Annotated in this window: 21 protein-coding genes; 17 read left to right on the forward strand and 4 right to left on the reverse strand. The window is 50.3% G+C overall.

All coding sequences use genetic code 11. From position 1 onward, the window contains the following. Positions 1–9: 9 nt before the first annotated feature. From ACZRJQ_RS01190 to ACZRJQ_RS01240, 11 genes are all read left to right on the forward strand, one after another. Positions 10–1,056: a phage late control D family protein gene (locus tag ACZRJQ_RS01190; RefSeq protein WP_463976593.1), complete on the forward strand. Its 1,047-nt coding sequence runs from the start codon at positions 10–12 to the stop codon at positions 1,054–1,056. A gap of 20 nt (positions 1,057–1,076) precedes the next feature. Continuing rightward, the gene (locus ACZRJQ_RS01195) at positions 1,077–1,622 is read left to right on the forward strand and encodes a glycoside hydrolase family 19 protein (RefSeq protein ID WP_463976594.1); all 546 of its coding nucleotides are present in this window, start codon (positions 1,077–1,079) and stop codon (positions 1,620–1,622) included. Beyond that, positions 1,619–2,149, forward strand: coding sequence for a lysis system spanin subunit (locus tag ACZRJQ_RS01200; protein WP_463976595.1), 531 nt, complete (start codon positions 1,619–1,621; stop codon positions 2,147–2,149). Before ACZRJQ_RS01195 ends, ACZRJQ_RS01200 begins: the two co-directional genes overlap by 4 nt. Positions 2,150–2,578: 429 nt before the next feature. Further along, positions 2,579–4,450 (forward strand): acyltransferase family protein, encoded by a 1,872-nt coding sequence (locus ACZRJQ_RS01205; RefSeq protein WP_463976596.1) that lies wholly within the window; start codon positions 2,579–2,581, stop codon positions 4,448–4,450. 371 nt (positions 4,451–4,821) lie between these two features. Continuing rightward, positions 4,822–6,252 (forward strand): UbiA family prenyltransferase, encoded by a 1,431-nt coding sequence (locus ACZRJQ_RS01210; protein ID WP_463976597.1) that lies wholly within the window; start codon positions 4,822–4,824, stop codon positions 6,250–6,252. Continuing rightward, positions 6,249–7,562 carry an FAD-binding oxidoreductase gene (locus ACZRJQ_RS01215; protein ID WP_463976598.1) on the forward strand — a complete coding sequence of 438 codons (1,314 nt, stop codon included), beginning with the start codon at positions 6,249–6,251 and terminating at the stop codon, positions 7,560–7,562. Before ACZRJQ_RS01210 ends, ACZRJQ_RS01215 begins: the two co-directional genes overlap by 4 nt. Beyond that, entirely contained in the window at positions 7,559–8,299 is a 741-nt protein-coding gene (locus ACZRJQ_RS01220) for an SDR family oxidoreductase (RefSeq protein ID WP_463976599.1), read from the forward strand. Before ACZRJQ_RS01215 ends, ACZRJQ_RS01220 begins: the two co-directional genes overlap by 4 nt. After that, positions 8,296–9,255, forward strand: a complete 960-nt coding sequence (locus ACZRJQ_RS01225) for a lysylphosphatidylglycerol synthase transmembrane domain-containing protein (RefSeq protein ID WP_463976600.1) — start codon at positions 8,296–8,298, stop codon at positions 9,253–9,255. Before ACZRJQ_RS01220 ends, ACZRJQ_RS01225 begins: the two co-directional genes overlap by 4 nt. Continuing rightward, entirely contained in the window at positions 9,252–10,580 is a 1,329-nt protein-coding gene (locus ACZRJQ_RS01230; protein WP_463976601.1) for a hypothetical protein, read from the forward strand. Before ACZRJQ_RS01225 ends, ACZRJQ_RS01230 begins: the two co-directional genes overlap by 4 nt. A gap of 521 nt (positions 10,581–11,101) precedes the next feature. Continuing rightward, a complete protein-coding gene (locus tag ACZRJQ_RS01235; RefSeq protein WP_139145719.1) occupies positions 11,102–11,281 on the forward strand; it encodes an antitoxin VbhA family protein in 180 nt (59 codons plus the stop codon). Next, a complete protein-coding gene (locus tag ACZRJQ_RS01240) occupies positions 11,278–11,922 on the forward strand; it encodes a Fic/DOC family protein (protein ID WP_463976602.1) in 645 nt (214 codons plus the stop codon). The genes ACZRJQ_RS01235 and ACZRJQ_RS01240 overlap by 4 nt, the downstream gene beginning before the upstream one ends. 441 nt (positions 11,923–12,363) lie before the next feature. Here ACZRJQ_RS01240 and ACZRJQ_RS01245 read toward each other — a convergent pair whose 3' ends face one another. Next, on the reverse strand, positions 12,364–12,855 hold the full coding sequence (locus ACZRJQ_RS01245; protein ID WP_463976603.1) for a hypothetical protein: 492 nt from the start codon (positions 12,853–12,855) through the stop codon (positions 12,364–12,366). Positions 12,856–12,960: 105 nt separating this feature from the next. Beyond that, positions 12,961–14,202, reverse strand: a complete 1,242-nt coding sequence (locus ACZRJQ_RS01250) for a VWA domain-containing protein (RefSeq protein WP_463976604.1) — start codon at positions 14,200–14,202, stop codon at positions 12,961–12,963. Positions 14,203–14,373: 171 nt separating this feature from the next. Here ACZRJQ_RS01250 and ACZRJQ_RS01255 point away from each other — a divergent pair, with 171 nt between their 5' ends. Genes ACZRJQ_RS01255 through ACZRJQ_RS01275 form a run of 5 tightly spaced genes read left to right on the forward strand, consistent with a single transcriptional unit; the run spans position 14,374 to position 19,123 of the window. Further along, a complete protein-coding gene (locus ACZRJQ_RS01255) occupies positions 14,374–15,954 on the forward strand; it encodes an ABC transporter substrate-binding protein (protein ID WP_463976605.1) in 1,581 nt (526 codons plus the stop codon). Continuing rightward, the gene (locus ACZRJQ_RS01260; RefSeq protein WP_463976606.1) at positions 15,939–16,922 is read left to right on the forward strand and encodes an ABC transporter permease; all 984 of its coding nucleotides are present in this window, start codon (positions 15,939–15,941) and stop codon (positions 16,920–16,922) included. The genes ACZRJQ_RS01255 and ACZRJQ_RS01260 overlap by 16 nt, the downstream gene beginning before the upstream one ends. Continuing rightward, positions 16,919–17,725, forward strand: coding sequence for an ABC transporter permease (locus ACZRJQ_RS01265; protein WP_463976607.1), 807 nt, complete (start codon positions 16,919–16,921; stop codon positions 17,723–17,725). The genes ACZRJQ_RS01260 and ACZRJQ_RS01265 overlap by 4 nt, the downstream gene beginning before the upstream one ends. Continuing rightward, positions 17,725–18,531, forward strand: a complete 807-nt coding sequence (locus ACZRJQ_RS01270; protein ID WP_463976608.1) for an ATP-binding cassette domain-containing protein — start codon at positions 17,725–17,727, stop codon at positions 18,529–18,531. The genes ACZRJQ_RS01265 and ACZRJQ_RS01270 overlap by 1 nt, the downstream gene beginning before the upstream one ends. After that, positions 18,524–19,123: an ATP-binding cassette domain-containing protein gene (locus ACZRJQ_RS01275; RefSeq protein WP_463976609.1), complete on the forward strand. Its 600-nt coding sequence runs from the start codon at positions 18,524–18,526 to the stop codon at positions 19,121–19,123. Before ACZRJQ_RS01270 ends, ACZRJQ_RS01275 begins: the two co-directional genes overlap by 8 nt. A gap of 12 nt (positions 19,124–19,135) precedes the next feature. On the opposite strand, the gene ACZRJQ_RS01280 is transcribed toward ACZRJQ_RS01275, so the two are convergent. Continuing rightward, on the reverse strand, positions 19,136–19,459 hold the full coding sequence (locus ACZRJQ_RS01280; RefSeq protein ID WP_463976610.1) for a DUF6388 family protein: 324 nt from the start codon (positions 19,457–19,459) through the stop codon (positions 19,136–19,138). A gap of 34 nt (positions 19,460–19,493) precedes the next feature. Then, positions 19,494–20,405 carry a cupin domain-containing protein gene (locus ACZRJQ_RS01285; RefSeq protein ID WP_463976611.1) on the reverse strand — a complete coding sequence of 304 codons (912 nt, stop codon included), beginning with the start codon at positions 20,403–20,405 and terminating at the stop codon, positions 19,494–19,496. A 101-nt stretch (positions 20,406–20,506) separates the two neighbouring features. Here ACZRJQ_RS01285 and ACZRJQ_RS01290 point away from each other — a divergent pair, with 101 nt between their 5' ends. After that, positions 20,507–21,064 (forward strand): carboxymuconolactone decarboxylase family protein, encoded by a 558-nt coding sequence (locus ACZRJQ_RS01290; protein ID WP_463976612.1) that lies wholly within the window; start codon positions 20,507–20,509, stop codon positions 21,062–21,064. Positions 21,065–21,088 lie beyond the last annotated feature (24 nt).

A 21,088-nucleotide genomic window follows, 5' to 3' on the forward strand; every position in this document is an offset into this window, starting at 1 on the left:
AATTTACCTATGACCCCAACTTTTCGCATCGTCGCTGACGGTGCCGACATCACTGCTTTGATCAATGATCGCCTGTTACTGCTACGCACCACGGATAAGCCCGGCATGGAGTCTGACGACTTTGAGCTGCGTATCGATGACCGCGACGGAGCGGTTTCGCTGCCGACCCGAGGGGCAAGCATTGAAGTATTTCTCGGCTACAGCGGCACCGCTCTAACCCGTCTTGGGCGTTACACCGTGGACGAGGTCGAGCTGTCCGGCCCACCGGATACGCTGGTGATCCGGGGCAAGGCCAGCGATATGCGCGGCAGTGGCAAGACCACCCGCAATGGCAGTTGGGAAGGTGTCAGCTTGGCCAGCATCGTCAAGGACGTGGCGGCGCGTAATGGCTGGGAGCCGGTGTGCTCGGTGGATACCGTAGTGCCTCGGGCTGACCAGTTGGGCGAGTCGGATTTTAATTTCATCACCCGACTGTCCAAGCAATTTGACTGCACCGCCAAGGTGGCGGACGGCAAGCTGCTGGTAATGCCACGACAAGGCGGTCAAAGCGCGAGCGGTAAAGCCTTGGGCGTAATCACCCTGACACGCAGCGACGTCAGCCGTTGGCAATTCAGCCTCAATGACCGCAGCACCCACAAAGCGGTCAGCACCAAGCATCAAGACAAAAAGACCGGCAAGTTAACGGTTGTCACTCTGGACAACGACGAAGCCCCAGACGGCTTGCCGCCCGTGCATACCGACCGGCACATCTACCCCAACAAATCCTCTGCCGAACAGGCAGCCAAGGCCCGGCTGTCAGCCTTCAACCGATCCACGGCGGCGGTGCGTCTAGAAATGCCCGGGCGTACTGACCTTTTTGCCGAGCGATCCATCAACGCTCAAGGCTTCAAGCCCGGGCTCGATGGCGAGTACCTGGTGGACTCGGTGGAGCAGGTATTCACCTCCGGCGGCTGGAGCACCACCGTCGAATGCAATGGCGGCAAGAAAGGCAAAGCCAAGGCCAAAGGCAAGAAACCCAAGGCACCGCTGAAAGTCGTGCAACTACAAGCAGAGTAACTTTTCATAAGGACGAGCCCATGTCGATTACCCAGCAACAACTCCAGCAGATCCTCCCCAACGCCGGCCAATCAGCCGGCGTTTTTGTAGCTGTCTTAAATACCGCGATGGTGCGCTTCCAGATCGTCGGCACGAAACGCATGGCGGCCTTCATCGCCCAGATCGGCCACGAGTCCGGCCAGTTTCGCTACGTGCGCGAACTGGGCAATGACCAGTACCTAAGCAAATACGACACCGGCTCACTGGCCAAGCGCTTGGGCAACACACCCGAGGCGGACGGTGACGGCCAGAAGTATCGCGGTCGCGGCCTGATCCAGATCACCGGGTGCTCCAACTACATCACATGCGGCGAAGCGTTGGCCCTTGATCTGGTCAACCACCCCGAGCTGCTGGAAAAACCCCAGCACGCCTGCATGTCAGCGGCGTGGTTCTGGGCGAGCCGGGGGCTCAACACCCTGGCCGATGCAGGCCAATTCGACACCATCACCCGGCGCATCAACGGCGGCCAGAACGGTGCGGCGGATCGCCAGATGCTGTATGCCCGAGCGCTCAAGGTGTTGGCGTGAAGTTCGATGCGGTGAAGTGGGGCGGGGCATTGGTGTTGATGCTCAGCCTCATGGCGGGCAGTGCGTTGGCCGCATGGGCGTGGCAGGACAACGCCTACGGCAAACAACTGGCCAAGCAAGAAACCGCCCATCAAACAGCCCAGACCCATCTGGCCAATGCCAACTCAGCACTCATCCTCGCCGAGCAGGGCAAGCGCTTCGCCCTGGAGCAATGGCTGGCAGCCAGCGACCAAGTCCATTACCGAGCCCTGACCGATGCCAAAACCAATCAAACCCGCCTGCGTGATCGCCTTGCTACTGCTGACCTGCGGCTGTCAGTCCTACTCGACACAGCCGCCACAACTGGTAGTGACGGAATGCAAGCCACCACCTGCCCCGGCTGCATGGTTCATGGAACCCATCGAGCCCAACTTGACCGAGCGCATGCTCAACGAATTATCGGAATCACCGGCGACGGCGATCAAGGATTGATCGCGCTGCAGGCTTGTCAGGTATATGCCAAAAAAGTTTCAGGGTCTTGGAAATGAGCCGCTGGCCAAGAGCTGTAGCCGAGAGACTGGTGAAATAAGAACGAATTACTGTATGCATCTTTGGGCATTGGCAGCCGCTAATGTAGGTTTCCTTCAAAATAGCTGAAAGATGTGGTACTTTCTCGGAAAAATGAAAGATGTGCTGGCATATTGATGCCATTTGTTCATGCTGACAGTTTTTTCCGGATTCACTTTGCGGGCGCAGAAAATTTCTGGCCAGCGCTTAGGGAAGATTCATTGTTACTGCTTTTGTCTTACCTCATAAGCTCCTGCCTACTAAAGACCTTGACGGGTCTTTGTTGGCTGTAACCGAGATGAATCTGACCAAGAATCAAGTCCTGTCTACTCCGGGAGCCGATATTTTCGTATTGGGCGGATTTACTACTGGCGGCGGCAATAAAAATTATACTAATAGAGTAAAAGCCTTTGAAGTTTAGAAAAGACATAAATGGTCTAAGAGCTATTGCTGTTATAGCCGTCGTGCTATTTCATTTTAACTCGTCTTGGATTCCTGGAGGATTTGCTGGTGTAGATGTTTTTTTTGTGATCTCTGGGTTTTTGATGACTCGCATAATATTCAGAGGTATGGAGGAAAATGATTTCTCAATAATTAAATTTTATATTGCTCGCGCTAACAGAATAGTGCCGGCACTAGCTGTCCTCTGCTTTGTTCTATTCGTTGTAAGTGTTTTGTTTCTTTCGTCGGACGATCAAAATGCCAACAGTAAACATATCTTAGGTAGCTTGTCTTTCCTCTCTAATTTTATTTATTGGAAAGAAAGTGGTTATTTCGATGCTGTTTCGCATGAAAAGTGGTTGCTTCATACTTGGTCTTTGTCGGTAGAGTGGCAATTTTATATAATATACCCGCTTGTTCTTGTTTTTGTGGCTAAGTTATCGTCTATCCACGTAGCGAAGAAGTTGGTTCTGGCGGGGACTGCTTTGGGATTTGCCTTTTGTGTCATTGCTACCTACAAGTGGCCTGTTTCATCGTATTATCTTCTACCAACTAGAGCTTGGGAGATGATGGTTGGGGGTGTAGCTTATTTGTATCCGCTAGCAACAAAAAAACGAACTGGGAAAGTTCTGGAAATTCTTGGGGTTTTATTGATTGTAGGGGCGTATTTATTTATTTCAGAAGATAATTACTGGCCTGGTTTCTTGGCCATTATTCCTGTTTCTGGCGCGTTCTTATTAATACAGTCGCAACAGAATAATAGTGTTATCACGGGGAATGTAATTTTCCAAAAAGTTGGGCTTTGGTCTTACTCAATTTATTTGTGGCATTGGCCGCTTGCTGTGATTGCATACAAGATGAAAGTGAATGATTACTATTCTCTAGCTGGCGTTCTATTGTCTGTGCTGTTGGGTTTTGTGTCTTATAAATATGTTGAGTCCAAAAAGGCGGGCGCTTCTGTAGTTATTTTGGTTTTGGGCTTAATGCTTATTTCTATGGTGATGTATTTTGTATCAGGTAGCCACTTAAGTAAAAGGGATTATGTTGAAGACCGGTCGCCCGTTAGTAATTCTAGTTACTGTGAGGGTTTTGAAAGTTTCTGTAGCGCTTACGGCAGTGAAAGTAAAAAGGATTTTATACTATGGGGTGACTCCCATTCTATAGAGTTGGGTAGATACTTAGGGTCCCAGGGCTATAGTTTTGTTGTTTACTCAACTAGCGGTTGTCCGCCGATAGAAAGGATCAGAAGGTCGGATGGACTTGGTAATGCCACTGTTTGTAATGATAAGATAAATGATAGAGTTTTTGATAAAATCAAAAACACTAAAAATATTAAGAATCTAATTCTTGTCGGGCGCTGGAGTTTGTATAACCACGGGTGGCAAAAAAACGGCAAGCTTCAAGCTGCTACGCATTTTATGTGCTTTGATGATTGCGCGGAGATGAGTAGTGAGAAGTCTTTTGAGAATTTTAAGCGAGGACTCATTGATACTACCTCGGCTCTAGATAATAAGTATAATATCTTCATATTTAGAGGCGGCCCTATACTAAAAGTGAATGGCAAAGACTATGTTGGTGGCGCTGATCAGGTTCTGTCATTTGATGAACATGAACAGTATAATGGTCCGACGAATAACTTCTTGGAATCGCTGGCGGATAAAAAAGGCTACACTATATTTGCTCATGATAAGTTGTTTTTTGATAAGGATGGCGTGCTCGTTGTAAATAACAAAGATAGGTTGTTATTTAAAGATGATAATCACCCTACTTTTTTTGGTTGGGAATATATATTTTCCTCATTTAGAGAAAACTTTGATAAGTCGCTTCTGAATGACAAGTAGCCACGCTGAGTTACAAGCTTCAAGATGGAGCAGTGCTCACTTCTGTTCGGGTTAGGGGTGAGCTTGGAAGGTGTTAGTCGTAGGTGTTTGCCTCGACCAGATATATTTCGTACAGAGCCTAGGCTATGCGATCGTCAGCTATCGACTGTGTGCGGCCTCTCACGAAGGGCGGCAAACGGTAGATTCTGTTGAAAAAGTCGCCGTCGCCTATGGTTTCTGTAGGTGACAGGGGGGGGCAGTGACATCCAATAAACTCGGATGAAAAATTTTATTAGAAGGCGTACTATTACCGATTTCGCATGCGGCAAACCTAGACTGCATTTTTGTCAGCTAAGGTGGTGTATGCGGTAACCATTCAAGGAAGAGTTCTTGTGACTGCCTGTCAATCTCCGCTTGTTGTCGACTTAGATGGAACTCTGTTACGTTCGGATTTGCTGTACGAAACCAGCATGGCTTATGCGCGTGGAAAACCACTACAGTTGCTCAAACCATTTGCTTGGCTATCAAAAGGCAAGGCTGCTCTGAAAGGTGGGTTGGCTGAGGCAACGCAGATTGATGTCAGTGTTTTACCTTATAATGCCCAAGTAATAGAGCTTATTGAAAGTCAACGACTTACTGGCCGTAGAATTATTTTAGCGACAGCCAGTCACTACACGTTGGCAGAGAAAATTTCCGAACATCTACAGTTATTCGATCAGGTATTGGCATCTGACGGTAAATGTAATTTGTCTGCGCACAAAAAAAGAGATGTGTTGGTTGAGTGCTTTGGTGAAAAAGGTTTTGATTATGTCGGAAATTCTCAGGACGATGTTTCCGTTTGGGCGGTTGCACAACGTGCATATGTAGTTAATCCAGATGCCGGAGTTGAACGCCGAGCCCGTGAGCATGGAAATGTTGAGCAGGTAATTAAGTCAAACTCTGCAGGGGCAAGAGACTGGTTAAAAGCATTGCGCCTGCACCAGTGGTTGAAAAACATTCTGATATTTGTACCTTTATTAGCAGCCCATAAATTAGCAGTCCTAGAGTTGCTCCGGCATGGTGTTTTAGCTTTTGTTTTTTTTGGGTTGTGTGCTTCAAGCGTGTATGTGCTAAATGATTTGTTAGACCTCGCCGATGATCGGCATCATCACTCAAAGTGTCATCGTCCTTTTGCCGCCGGGCGCTTATCAATCAAGTCCGGTTTGATTGTTTTTCCTATATTGCTTTCGCTTTCCTTTATTGGTGCCGCGGTATTACTTCCCGTTGAGTTTGTCGGGGTTTTACTTGCTTATTATATATTGACGTTACTGTATTCTCTGTGGTTGAAGCGCCAGATGGCTGTGGATGTCATTGCGCTGGCTCTTTTGTATACGATTCGTATCATTGCAGGGGCTGCAGCGTTTGGCTTGGCGTTGACCTTTTGGATGTTAACATTTTCAATGTTTATTTTTCTTAGCTTGGCATTGGTTAAGCGCTATTCAGAGCTTCGAGAAGCGCGTAGCCAGGGCAACACATCTAAGACCCGCGGCCGTGGATACTATCCCGATGACTTAGAAATGATTTCATCATTAGGGGCAGCCTCTGGGTATCTAGCCGTTATGGTGTTGGCTCTTTATATTCACGATCAGGCAACAACCGCTCTCTACAGTAAGCCTCAGGTCATATGGTTGGCCTGTCCATTGCTTTTGTTTTGGATTACTAGAGTCTGGCTGCTAACCCATCGTGGTCAGATGCATGATGATCCCGTAGAGTTTGCAATTCGTGATCGAATAAGTCAGGTAGTAGGACTCCTGTTCTGTTTAGTATTTTGGGTGGCAGCATGAGTCACTCATTATACTCATGGGGGCAATATCCTAAAAAACCACAGCAGGCCAATGCGTGTAGTTGGAGTGAAGACGTTTCAGATATGGTCAGGCATTTATCTGCTGAGCATGGTAGTACGTTGCCGTTTGGTAATGGTCGAAGTTATGGTGATAGTTGTTTAGCCTCTAGTAATCAAGTATTACTTATGCGGCAAATGAATCGTTTTATCGAAGTTGACTGGCAGCGGGGTATCGTTCGTGCAGAGGCTGGGATCACGCTGGCGGAAATATTGTCAATATCCATCCCGCACGGGTGGTTTCTTTCCGTCACTCCAGGGACTCAGTTTGCTACCTTGGGGGGGGCTATTGGAAACGATGTTCATGGTAAAAACCATCATTTAAGAGGCACGTTTGGCAATCACGTTCTGCGCTTTGGTCTCGCTCGTGAAGGCAGTGGCATATTAACTTGTTCTCCGCACGAATGTGAGAATCTATTTGCCGCAACCATTGGTGGTTTAGGTCTTACAGGCGTTATTGTATGGGCGGAGATACAGTTGATTCCGATACGTACAAGTCAAATTGATAGCACCGTCATGCGATTTAATAATTTGCATGAATTTTTTAGTCTTTCAGCTGAGCTGGATCATCAACATGAATACAGTGTTGCATGGATTGATTGTCTAGCAAAAGGATCTCAACTCGGGCGGGGCGTTTTTATTGTCGGAGATCATGCTCGTTACGGTTCATTGGCGTACGATGAACGTCAGAAATTACGCATGCCAATAACGCCTTCTATTTCTCTAATTAATAATGTGTCACTGCGAGCATTTAATGAAGCTTACTGGCGTAGTCATACAGCTAAGCGCACACGTAAAATAACAAATTTCGAGCCGTTTTTTTATCCGTTAGATCGAATATTAAATTGGAACCGCATATACGGGCGTAAGGGGTTCCAGCAGTACCAATGCGTCATACCAGAAACTGTTGCCGAAGTGGTGATGTCTGAATTGCTTTCAACTATTGGGAAGTCAGGCCTAGGTTCTTTCCTTGCCGTACTCAAACGCTGCGGTGACACAGCTTCGCCCGGATTGTTGTCTTTCCCCATGGCCGGTACATCTTTAGCTCTAGACTTTCCTCAGACGCTTGATCTGGCATCACTATTTGAACGTCTTGATGCCATTGTTCGAGAGGCGAAGGGGCGTTTATATCCAGCAAAAGATGCTCATATGAGCGGCAGTGATTTTCGTAATGCCTACCCTGCTTGGGAACACTTAGAAACGCTACGTGATTCTTCCCTAATGTCCCATTTTTGGAAACGAGTAATTGCATGAAAAAAATATTGATTATTGGAGCTACCTCTGCGATTGCTAGTGCTTGCGCTCGTCTTTGGGCAGGGGAGGGGGCAGAGTTTTTTTTGGTAGGGCGTAATATTAGTAAGTTGGAGCAAGTGGGCTCTGATTTATGCAGTAGGGGTGCGAAGAAAGTGGCGATACACGTTATGGACTCCACAGATATCGTTTCGCATTCAATGATGATGGACGCATGTTTAGAGAACTTATTTCAGATAGATATAACGTTAATTGCTCATGGTACATTACCAGACCAGGCAGTTTGTCAGCAGGACGTCGGTATTGCATTGGATGAATTTGCCAATAATGCAACTTCTGTCATTGCCCTTCTGACTAGGCTAGCCAATCAGTACGAGCTTCAGCGTTGCGGGACCCTAGCAGTCATTTCTTCTGTAGCGGGGGATCGGGGGCGTCCTTCAAACTACTTATACGGATCCGCTAAGGCTGCCATTTCCACATTTTGTGAAGGCTTACGTGCTCGGCTATTCAAAGTTGGCGTGCATGTGATGACTATAAAACCTGGCTTTGTTAACACACCAATGACACAAGGACTTTCTCTTCCTGCGGCTCTAGTCGCTGAGCCCGAAGAAGTAGCCTATAGAATCGTTAAGGGCGTTGAACACAAAGTAAATGTTCTTTATGCGCCTGGTTTCTGGTCGTTAATTATGTTGGTGATTCGGAGTATTCCTCAGGTCGTATTCAAGAGGTTGAATTTATGAGCGACGCCATGAAGCTGTCTGGTTGGCAGTATCGCGTTGTTATTCTTTCAGTTGTATTGTCGGCTATAGGTTATCTGTGCTTCTCTTTATGGGGGGGATGGGAGGCGGTAATCAGTGCTGTTGCTAAAGTTGGAGTAGCCGGAATTGTCATAGCGCTGCTGATGTCTACACTGAACTACGGCTTACGTTTTATGCGCTGGCAAGGTTATCTCAAGGCTTTAGGCCATATTGTGCCCTGGAGGCCTAGCTTGCGAATATATCTGGCAGGCTTTGCGCTCACCACAACACCAGGAAAGGCTGGCGAGGCTTTACGAGGTGTTTTGCTTAAGCGTTGGGGGGTTCCATTCCCACAGAGTTTTGCTGCTTTTTTTAGTGAACGGCTGTCTGATTTGTTAGCGGTCGTGTTGCTTGCCCTGTTAGGGCTGACGTTATACCCAGATGGCCGCTTAATTGTTGTGATTGGCGTATCTCTTGTGGTCATAAGTCTTTTAGTGCTTTCTCAACGTTCACTCATAGAGCGCATTGCTGCTCTGGTGCCCGCGCAGAGCGGAAAGCTCACGGGGCTGTTGCATCATTTGATTCAAGTTTTATTAGAAGCACAGCGTTGCCATCGATTGGGGATGCTCGTTGCTTCAACCTTGTTGAGCCTTTTAGCATGGGGTGCCGAAGCTATTGCTTTCTACTGGGTTTTGAATTGGATGGGGGCCGATATACCGCTTGCTTTTGCTGTTTTCGTATACGCACTTTCAATGTTGGCTGGTGCGCTTAGTTTTATGCCCGGAGGGCTGGGTGGAGCAGAGGCTGTAATGGTTAGTCTGTTAGTATGGAAAGGTATGCTCAGTGCAGATGCGATTGCAGCAACTATATTAATTAGACTTGCAACACTTTGGTTTGCAGTAGGAGTTGGTGCTGTGGAGTTGATGACTTTAGGTAAAGCGCGGAGAGGTGAGTCGTGAGTTTTTTGGGTGTGGTTAAAAGCTTTAGAAGCTTGTTTGAAACTAAAATTTCTTATTTTTCAATCATGATTTTTTCATACCTTATGCTTTTTTGGATTCTGTTTTATCAGATATCCAATACAACAGTTCAGCTCTATGGTGATAGTTATTCGTACCTAAATTTGCCATTAGGTTATAGCTTCAAAGAGTTGTTTTTAAGTATACGACCAGTAGCTAGTGTGTGGATGTTCAGGCTTTTTGCGGATCCGTCAAACTTTCCTTTTGCACAGATGCTAATTTATACATCTTCTGTGATGTTTTTGTGGTGGGTATTAAGTAGGTTGGTCAGAAGCAAACTGATATTTTTGTTTGCTTGCATTTGCTCTGTGCTGTTTTTCACGCACTCTACTTTCTCTATTTGGTTAAGTGGAGCGTTAACGGAAGCTGTCTTTTTTTCCTTGATGGTTTTGGCCTTGTCATTTCTTTTGGGGATCATTTTCCGGCCAGGGGTTTTTTATACCGTAGGGGCTACTATTGTAGTTGTTCTTCTGTCACTGCTGCGTGATGTAGGTGCTTATTATGCAGCACTTTATGGGGTCTTATTTGCGCTAATTTTTATATTTACCAGACAGAAAATGTTGCTCGTGCCATTTGTTGTTGCGCTGTCAATATTTATTTTTTCAAGTTGGAGCGCTGATCAAGGTATGAGGTGGCGCTTTTCAATGCTTAATAATTTTGGTAAGCGAATACTTGTAAGTGAGGAGTATAGAAACTATTTCGCTGATCGAGGAATGCCGCTAAATGAGGCTTTGCTTGATAAGGCCGGTGTATGGGCATCGAGAAAGGGGGTTAGTGGTTTTGGGTATAATAATGACCCAGGGTTACATGATTTTAGAATTTGGCTGCTGGCCAGCAGTAAGGGGGAGTACATGAGGTTTTTATTGACCCATCCCGTATATTCAATTAGCTCGTTGATCAATAATAGGGATGTTATTTTTTTTGGAGGTAATGATTTTGTAGGTCAGTACGGCATGAAAGGTTATAAAGGGGTTGATTATGGCGTAAAGAATTTTTATGGTATGGTCTATTCGATTCTTGCCTTAGTTTTTTTTATTGGTATTGTGCTTGTTCGAAGAAGAGATCGTGCGGGTTTTAAATACTACTTTTTTGGGATCACTTATTTTTCGTTTCTTTTCCCCTTTGCATTCATAGGCTATCATGCGGATGCTATGGAAGTTCCTAGGCATCTATTGCCTGTGCTTTTTCATGCTTTTTTATCTGGAATTCTATTTTTGGTTTTGCTTGATAAGTTGGTTGTTTCTCGAGAGGAAGTTTCAACTAAATAAGTGGTTACGAATTTAACTTATGATCTTGCGGATCTAATGGCTAGGATCTGTACGAAATGTTTTCGAGTGGAGGTTGGGCAAGGCGAAAACAGACAAGGAAACGGTGTTTACGTGTTGTAAATTAGCATTCTGAGCCTGTTTTCAACGCGGCATAACCGAGAGTAGGTACATTTTGTACAGAGCCTAGGCGGTAGTGATCTGGAAGCGCTCCATGATCCCCACCTTTAAAATGTGGGGTTCATGGAGCGCTTACGTTAATTAGGGCAATCTTAGGGCAGATGTGAGGCCTCCTCATGCCGGTAAAGGTTTGAGATAGCGCATCAGATACCCCGCATTTACGGTCTGTAGCGGCGCAGAATGCACGCAGAAAACGTTCGAATCCCTATCCTTTGCAGACGTTGGCGTGGTGTATCTGCGAGGTTGATTTTTTCGGGCGGTTGGCACCAGTTCACAAGGTTTTACCTTGAAGCCCGATACCGTTCTTCTATACAGTGAGCCGTAGATCCTCCGAGGGTAGCTTCATGCTCAACAGCCAATCCACAGCCCGAACCGCAAATGTCGACCACGTCGTCGCCACCAATAACCTTGAAGGTGCCCGCACCAGCGCGTTTGTGGCGAGTAAAATGGCCGAGTACCGTGAAGGCAAGATATCTTCAGCAGAGCTGCTCGCTGCCACCAAAGCCCGCTACGCCTCCAAATGACCAGTGATTTCACCCACGATGAGGGTGATGATCACTACTACGTCGCGGGTTATTCAGTCGAAGACGATCCTTACGTCTACCCCAACGGCGTTCTGATCAACCTCCTGAACATTCAAGACACCGCCACCTTGGGTGAGGCTGAGACTGACTTTGCGTCGGTTCGCATCATTCAGCTCCAGGAAGAGCCCATCGAAGGCGATTTTTCGCTAAAGCACCTGCAGGCTATTCATCGGTTCATGTTCCAAGATATTTACCCTTGGGCAGGTGAGTGCCGCAAAGTTGATATCGCCAAGAACGACACCATATTTCTCGCGCACCAAAAAATTGAAGCGGCTTTCCACAACATGTGGTTACGCCTCGAGCAAAGTGATTTTTTTTCGGATTTGAACGGAGATCTGAAATGTTTCGCTGCCGAGGCTGGGGTTGCACTGGGTCGTATCAACCATATTCATCCCTTCCGCGAAGGTAACGGTCGTACACAACGCGAGTACCTGGATGCGTTAGCGCGGCGTGCAGGTTTTGTGCTGGAGTGGGGCGGTGTTTCTAAGCTGGCCATGAAGGACGCTTGTGTGGATGCGGAGACTGACCCTGAGTGCAAGGCTCTGGCGAAGTTGATCCGATTGAGCGCCAAAAGCCTTTAACTTCCACCGACGTCTATCAGACATTAGCGTACTTACTACCACTGGGTTTTGATGTCTAAGAAAGGCCCAGACGTGGTGCCAGAACCAAAATCCAACCCCTTATAGAATGCGGCCTGCGTCCAATTGGCACTCTCAAAGTAATGGCACCATAATTTTGCTACAGGCCATGTGCTGTATGTATATACATAAGGGTCTTGAAAACCGTCGACTGTAACAGGTCCATGAGTTCGAATCCCATCGCCTCCGCCATATTGCGACACCGACAGAGCCCGTCCTAGACGGGCTTTGTCGTTTCTGGGGTTTGGGAAAAACCGCTACGCAGAGCCCATCGTTTCCGTAACTACGCCCAATACGAAGGCACGCCCTTACGCCCACCAACACGGGCTGGCGCAAAGGTCAGTGTCGAAGCGTTGCAATGGCACCTGAATCAGTGCCATTGGTTTAAATCCCCGACCGAATCATTGGGCTGATTATTCGGCTTCCAAGGTTAAGTGCTTCGGTTACCAAGGCCGTCAGTTGCGTTGCGTCTTCGTTAAGAATGCACTGCGCGAGTTGTTCGCCAATGGTTGTGCCGGAGTTCGAGCCCTCGGGAAAGGCGCGAAGGATGAGCAGGCCGTTGTTGGTGAGAACAACTTCAAAAAAAGAAATACCAGACATGCCGTCGAAATGGATGTAGCCGACATCCGCTAGCCATTTGACGGTGGCCATGAACAGGGATTCTTCTTTTTCCAGCGCATCGCGATTACTGGCCCCAAGTGTTTTGTAGTCGATGAAGCGCTCGGCTGTGACCGTTACAGGTAATGGAAAGCTGCGGTACAGGTGACCAAGGATAAGCCCTGTGTAGCAGTCAAACAGTTCAATATTGTTGGCGGGCAGGGCGTTGATGGATTGGACGTTTTTGTCTTTTAGGTGGCTGGCTAATCCTTTGAACATACGAACCTCCGTCAGGTGAGTCTGTTAGCGGTGACTGAATAGTCGTACTCACTGGTATAGCACAGCGATGCTCAAGGGCTCAGCCCGCCCTTGAGCAGGTGTGACTCAGGTCAAAATGCCCGCTGATTTGGCCGCTTTGAGCCAGCCCGGAAACTCGTCCATCAGTTGGTCGTATAGCTGATCTTCGCTGATGTCGTTTAGGTCATCTAGGGCAAAGAAGTTGCAGTTGTCGACGACTCGTCCCGGCAAGTCGTCGAGTTTTTCCAGAATGCCGTAACCCCGGCCACCCAATCCCACAAATTGCCAGAAGATGGGTAATTTGGCGGCTTCGATCATGAGTTGAGTAATCGCACGATTTTCGCTAACCCCTCCATCGCTGATAAACAACACGTAAGCCGGGGTGCGGTCGCCAGACTGTTGGTAATAGTCAATGACCTGGCGCATGGCTTTAGGCTCGTCATTAATGCGCTGCCCTACATTCCATTTGCGCCAGCCGTCATGGTCGTGTTCGACATAGTGCTGATAGTTTTTCAGGGTGACAGGGGACAGTTGGCAGGTTTTTGCCCCAAATGCCCAGCAGTCGAGTGCGCCGTCGTCGTCAAAATGTACAGCTAAAGGCAGCAGGCGGTTGATGACTTCCTGTACGCGGCCCTTTGCATACTGGCCGTGCATGGAGCCAGAAGCATCAAGCACAAGGCCAACACGGGCCTTGGTCTCGCTCAAGTTGGCTTTTTCCAAGCTGATTTGGGCTTTTTTAGCCAAGCTGACCAACTGTGGAGCCGCTTCGGCGAGCTTTTTCTCCAATGATATTTTTGCGGGTACGGGCTGAGTGGTCGGCTCCTCGCTCACTGTCCCGCCGAAGTGATTAACCAGTGCGGCCAAGCCAGCGTTAAAGCCTTGGAGATTGGCCGCCAGTCGCCATTCACCCTGTTTACGGTAGATGTCAGCCACCATGATGGCTTTTTCTTCGGCAAAGGTCGCCCCGTTAAAAGGGCAGTTGGCAACATCCTGAGCACCGTGGCGTATCACAAAACTGCTGTCTTGAAGGCTGTGCATGGTGCCATTGCCGTCGATGGAAGCAGTGAACACCAGCCGGTCAATCGTGGACGGCAAGCGGGCCAGATCCATGCTGAACTCGCTGCCGTTGGATAACGTCAAACTGTTACAAGGTGATGCAGGCTGGTTAAAGAAAATCATGTAACGGTCATCAGACAATTTCCCTTGTGCATCAATGCCGAAGCACACGTAGTCGATGCTAAAGGGGCTTTCAATATTGAGTCGCAGCGTAAGTTGCGTCCCCTGAATGAGGGTTGCCAGAGGTAGCCTTTGGCCTTGTGAAATGAGCATACTCAGGTCTTTTCCTTGACGGTCATCTAGTCGTTGAATAGCGAAAATACTAAAAGAATCAGATGGATAACTGGCTATTTAAAGCGACACTGCTATTACTGTTGAACGCGCGAACAGGCGCACAGTCTTTTTGAGCCCGCTTCGGCGATGCTACTTCTTTTTGGAGGATTGATGTCCAAGCCAGCATGGATGCGCAATACCTTAGTCGCCGCTGCGCTGTTGAGTGTGCTCGCAGCGAATGCTTACGCTCAACAGCCCCGGACGCTGAAGTTGGCCATTGGTGATGGGCCCACTGAAGGTTTTGATCCCATGCTGGGTTGGAGTCACGGCAGTTACCTACTGCTGCACAGTCCGTTACTTAAGCAAAATGAAGACTTGTCCTGGAGCAGCTTTCTGCTCAGCGACTACCAGACCCGTGATGATGGTAAAACCTGGATTCTGAAGCTCAAGCCCGACCTGAAGTTTTCTGACGGCCAGCCGCTCACGGCCAAGGATGTGGCCTACACCTACAACAACGCAGCGGCCAGTGGCGGCAAGGTCGACATGGGCAACTTCCTCAAGGCTGAGGTGGTTGACCCGCTGACTGTGCGTATTGAGCTCAAGGCGCCGCAAAGCACCTTCGTTAATGTGCTGGGGTCGTTGGGTATTGTTTCGGCGGACAAGTACGATGCCAAAACGTATGCCCAAAAGCCAATTGGCGCAGGGCCTTACCGGCTGGTCAGTTACCAGCCAGGCCAGCAACTGATTGTTGAAGCTAACCCGTACTATGCGGGCCAAAAGAATGACTTCGACAAGTTGGTGTTTGTTTTTCTCGATGAAGACAGCGCGTTTGCGGGCGCCCAGAGCCAGCAATTGGGGATTGTGCGTATTGCCCCTTCATTGGTCGTGGGGCCAGTTGATGGCATGCGGTTGTGGGTGCGCCCTAGCGTAGAAAACCGCGGCATCGTGTTGCCGACCACGCCATCAGGCAAGAAAGACGCACAGGGTTATCCGATAGGTAACGATGTGACCGCCGATGTGGCGATTCGCAAGGCCATCAACTACGCTATTGACCGTCAATTACTGGCTGACCAGATTCTCGAAGGTCATGCGATCCCTGCCTACACCGGGGTTCAAGGGTTGCCTTGGAATAATCCTGACGCGGCTTTCAAGGATGGCGACATAGCCAAGGCTAAACAGTTATTGGATGAAGGGGGTTGGGTTGAAACGCCCAGCGGCATTCGCGAGAAAAACGGTCTGCCCGCCAAAGTAACCCTGTGGTACGCCAGTGGCGATGCAACACGACGCGACTTGGCACAAGCCGTGCGATCCATGCTTAAACCTGTTGGCATTGACGTGGACTTGAAGTCCGGCAGTTGGGAAACCGTCGAACGTAACATGCACGCTAACCCGACATTATTTGGGTGGGGCAGCCTTGACCCGATGGAGCTTTACCACCACTACAGCAGCAAGGCCGCCGGGGTGGAGTACTACAACCCCGGTTACTACCAAAACCCCGTGGTGGATCAGCATTTGCAGCAAGCGCTGGATGCTCCGACCTGGCAGCAAGCGGTACCGCACTGGCAGCAAGTGGAGTGGGACGGCAAAACGGGGGCGGGCGTCAAAGGCGATGCGGCTTGGGCGTGGCTGCTGAACGTGCAGCACACTTATCTGGCCGATCAGTGCATTGATCTGGGTAAAGGCGCGCCAGAAATTCATGGCTCTTGGTCGCTCCTTAACAGCCTTGATGGTTGGAAGTGGACCTGCAAGTGATACGCGGCTTCTCGCTGTTTGTGGGGCGTTTGGTGTGCCTGCTTCTGGTGACGGCTGCGGGCACATTTACGTTGCTGAGCTTTTCTCCGGTGGACCCGATTCGCGCCTACATCGGTAACGACCTACTGCATGTGCCGCCTGAGCAATACCCGTTGATTGCTGCCCGCTGGGGGCTGGACCTTCCGCTGTGGGAGCGTTTTTTGCACTGGTTCGGCCAAATGGTGCAAGGCGATTTGGGCTATTCAATGCTCTACAACGCGCCAGTTTCTCAGGTGATAGGTGAGCGGTTCGCGACTTCGTTTGCGTTGCTGTTTTCGGCGTGGTTATTTTCCGGGATTGCCGGTTTGGCAATGGGGCTGACAGCCGGGCGATACCTCAATCGCTGGCCGGATCGGTTGATTTGCAGCGTGTCCTATTTGTTGGCGTCTCTGCCAACGTTCTGGATTGGGCTGCTGTTGCTGTCACTGTTTGCGGTTACCCTGAATTGGGCGCCTATTTGTTGCGCCTGGCCCCCCGGCAGTAATGCCCAAACTGCAACCTGGGGCGATAAGCTCCATCATTTGGTCCTGCCGATGCTGGCGTTGGGTGTGCTGGGTGTTGGCAATATTGCTTTGCACACGCGTGCTCGTGTGGCAGACGTGATGAACAGCGAGTTCATTCGCTATGCACAGGCGCAAGGGGATAAGGGCTGGCCGCTGATCAACTTTCATATTTTGCGCCACGCGATCAGTCCTGCGTTGTGCCTGCAATTTGCTTCGGTTGGGGAATTGCTGGGCGGCTCGTTACTGGCTGAAAAAGTGTTTGCTTACCCCGGCCTGGGTCAAGCCACCATTGATGCTGGTTTGCGCGGTGATATTCCGTTGCTGATGGGGATCGTGATGTTTTGCGCTGTGCTGGTGTTTACCGGCAACAGCATTGCCAACGCACTCTTGCAGCATCTCAACCGAGGGGCGGTGCGCCAGTCATGACTTACGACCCCAATCGCGCATTACTCAGACTGTGCGCCTCGTTGCTGCTGTTACTGGTATTGATTGGTTACGGTATTTCGGTGTCGGGTGTAGACATTGAGATGGACTTGTTGGCACGGCGTCAGGCGCCATCGGCTGAGTTTTGGTTCGGCACCGACAGCCTTGGGCGCGACCTGTGGCTACGCTGTTTTCAAGGCATGACCACCAGTTTGCAAATCGGCCTGACGGCGGCGTTTTGCAGTGGCTTTTTGGCACTGCTTACCGCCAGCCTGTGTACTGTGAGCAAGACATTCGACTACCTGATACGCGGGCTTATCGACAGCCTGTTGGCCTTGCCGCATTTACTCTTGCTGGTGCTGATTTGCTTCACTCTGGGCGGCGGCAAACAAGGGGTGATTCTTGCTGTCGCGCTGACCCACTGGCCGCGTTTGGCGCTTATTTTGCGCTCTGAAATCTTGCGAATTCGCGAAACCGATTTTGTGATGTTGTCCCATCGTTTGGGCAACAGCAGTTTTTATCGTTGGCGCCATCATTTATTGCCGTTGCTGTTGCCGCAGTGGATTGTGGGCACGCTGTTGATGTTTGCGCATGCTGTCTTGCACTCTGCGGCGCTGAGTTTTTTGGGCTTCGGGCTGGCGCCCCATGACCCATCGTTGGGGCTATTGCTGGCGGATGCGCTACGTTACTTGAGCAGCGGCGCGTGGTGGCTGGCGTTTTTTCCGGGTTTGATTCTGGTGGGTTTGGTGTTGGTCTTTGATCAATTCGCACGGGCTTTGCAGCAGTTATGGATAAGGATCAGCTGATGCTCAAATTCAACCAGTTCGCGATCGACATTGCTCACTATCACTGGCTGGGCCACAAAACCTGGCACCCCCTGTTGAGCAATATTTCTCTTGAAGTGCATCCCGGCGAGTTGGTGGCACTGGTGGGCTCCAGTGGTGAAGGTAAAAGTTTGTTGTTGCAGAGCACCTTGGGGCTGCTGCCAGACACTATGCGTTGTCGTGGTGAAATCGTGCTCGACGGCCAAGTGTTGGGTGATGCCAGTAAAGTCGATCAGCGTGGCAAAACAGTGTGTTACGTACCTCAGGGTGTCAGTGCCTTGAATCCACTGATCAAAGTGGGGCCGCAACTGATGCGTGCGGCGCACCTGGGTGGCGTCAACGTGGGGTTGAATGAGGTGGCTGAGCAACTTCAGCATTACAACTTGTCGCCCGGCCTGGTCGATGAGTTTCCGCGTACGTTATCGGGCGGTATGGCTAAGCGGGTACTGGCCAGTTGCGCGGCATTAACTCACGCACGCTACATCTTGGCCGATGAAGTGACGTCCTGGCTTGATGACGAGCACGCCTGCCAATTGTTGGCCCACCTCAAGGGTTTTTGTGAGCAGGGGCGCGGGATCTTGTGGGTGACCCACGATTTGGCGTTGGCATCACGATTTGCAGACAAAATCGCCGTGTTGCATCAAGGCGAACTGCACGAAACCTTGAGTGCGCAGGCCTTACGCGAAAACGGCGGCAGCCCGTGGTTGCAATCACTGTGGGCGGCGTTACCTGAGCAACAGTTTTTTGCACGTTGTGTGCCTTTCGTTGGGCGTCAAACCTATGCTTGATGTTCACCAGCTCACCATCGTGCAAGATGGGCGTCGGCTCTGGGATTCGGTGTCATTTCAAGTCAGCTCGGGTGAGCGTCAGGGCATTTCTGCGCCCAGCGGCTTCGGTAAAACCACGTTGGGCCGTGTACTGGCACAATGGCAGACGCCCACTTCAGGCAGCATCACAGTCGGGGGCAAGCCATTACCGAAAAAGGGTTACTGCCCGATTCAACTGGTGCCACAGCATCCTGAGCTCACGTTTAATCCTTATCGCACAACGGGCCAAAGCCTGCGTGATGCCTGGTCGCCGGATGCCAGTTGGCTTGAACGCTTGATGGTAAATCCAGTGTGGTTGAGCCGCCGCCCTGATGAGCTGTCGGGAGGTGAGCTGGCCCGTATCGCCTTGCTCAGAGCCCTCGACCCACGCACACGCTACTTGATCGCAGATGAGGTGACGGCCCAGTTGGATGCGCACCTGCAAGCGCAGGTGTGGCAGGTACTGCTTGAAGAGGTTGAACGCCGTGAGCTGGGGCTGATTGTGTTCAGTCACAACAAGGCGCTGCTGGAGAAAGTCTGCTCAAACATCTGGAAACCAAAGAAAGTCGAATAGACGGCGCGCGCTTTAAAGCCCGTTTAGCTCGCAATACTCGGCCCAGTCCATGCCGGCCATTTGCGCAACCTCACGGTGTACCTCAAGGCGTTGAGCCTGAAACTCTTCGTCTGTTGCGCAGGTCAGTTGCAGTGTTAACTCCCATGCGAAAAAGCCCAAACGTTCGGCCTCAGCTTCAAAGGCCTCGTTCAAACGTTCCTGACGATATTGTTTGGCAGACTGCTTCACCGCTTGGGCGGCCAAGGGGTTTAAGTGGTCTAGTTCGTAGGCAATTTCCGGATGTTCGCTGAGAAAACGATCAAGTGCTTTTTGATGGTGGGGGCCGGGTTCGGTCATGAGGACTCCAGTTTGAAAGGTCGTGGCCAAAGGTTTAACGGCGCTCATGCTGTTTGCGATATGCGCCGGGTTGTACGCCAATGTTTTTTGTAAACGCGCGGGTAAAGGCGGCAATCGATTGATAACCCACTGCCGCACAGGCTTGCTCAACCGTGTGGTCGGTTTGCAGCAATTGGCAGGCGTGGCGCATGCGTAAAGCCAATAACACATGCCCCGGCGACTGCCCGGCCTGTTCGCTGAAGCGTTTGAAAAATGCTGAGCGTGAAAGGCCAGTGCAGGCTGCCATGTTTTCTAGAGTCCAGGGCTGCTCAGGGTGTTCGATCAGTTGCTCTAGCAAACTCGAAAACGCGGGCTGGCGTGCCAGCGCCACCAGCCCACCGAGGTTGGGGTTGTCTCCAACTTGCTGGCGCAGCACGTACAGAAACAGCAGATGGCTCAAGCGCTCAAGCAGCGACGAAGAGGGCGCGGGAGTGCGTTGGCATTCTTCCAGAATCAACTGAAACAGTGAGCGAGCAGCCTGCGAACACGGGTCGTCAGCGCGCAAGATAATCCAGCTGGGCAGCGCCTCGATAATCAGCGATGACAGCCCCGGCTGGAAATGGAAAAACCCACACACCAGCCCAACGCCATCTTCTGCTTGGGCGTCCAGGGGCTGCATGGTTTGCCGGGGCAGTTGCGAGGCCAACTGAGGGGCTTGCGCGCTGGACAGCCGGTACTTCAAGTCTTGCAGTAAAAACAGTGCATCACCGGTATTGAGTTGCACGCCCCCCGCATGGCCTTCGACATGCAGCCAGCAATGGCCTTGCACCACCACATGAAAACTGGCACGAGCCAAGCCTTCAGTGCTGCTGTGCCAGCCACCGCAATAGCGGCCGACGTGAAACAGGCTGGCGTCAAGCTCAAGGCTCTCTAATAACCAATCGATCAGTGGGCTGGACGAAATCATCTAATGGAAACACTCAGAAGCAAGTAATCGCTACTTTAGAATATGGAATCAAATTTTTATAACCAACAGACTGCTTAGACACCTTACACAGGAGTCACTTCATGTCTCGCGTCACCCTTCATACCCTGGAAACTGCCCCAAGTGCCGCTAAGCCGTTTTTGGAAACTGCACAGAAAAACTCGGGTTTTATCCCTAATCTGCTGGGGATTTTAGCCAATGCGCCGGCGGCTTTGGAGACTTATGTCACGGTTTCGACGCTCAATGCCAAGGCCGAGCTCACGTTGCAGGAAAGGGAAGTGGTGCAACTGATTGCAGCCACTCGTCATGGTTGCGATTTTTGTGTCGCAGGTCATACCGCCGTAGCGCAGAACAAAGCCAAACTGCCCGACGAAGTTGTGAGTGCATTACGTGGGCAAACGCAGTTACCGATCGAGCGGTTGGAAGCCTTGGCGGCCTTCACCCGTGAAGTCATCGCCAAGCGCGGTGACGTCAGCGATCAGACCTATGCCGCGTTCCAGGCAGCAGGGTACACCGAAGGTCAGGCATTGGAAGTCATCCTTGGCGTGAGCCTGGCAACCCTGTGCAACTTTGCCAACGTTTTCGCCCGTACGCCGCTCAATCCTGAATTGGCACGTTACAGCTGGACTCAACCTGAGTAATCAGGCTGGCCGCGATTTAAAGGA

Source organism: Pseudomonas sp. E315, from assembly GCF_055406205.1.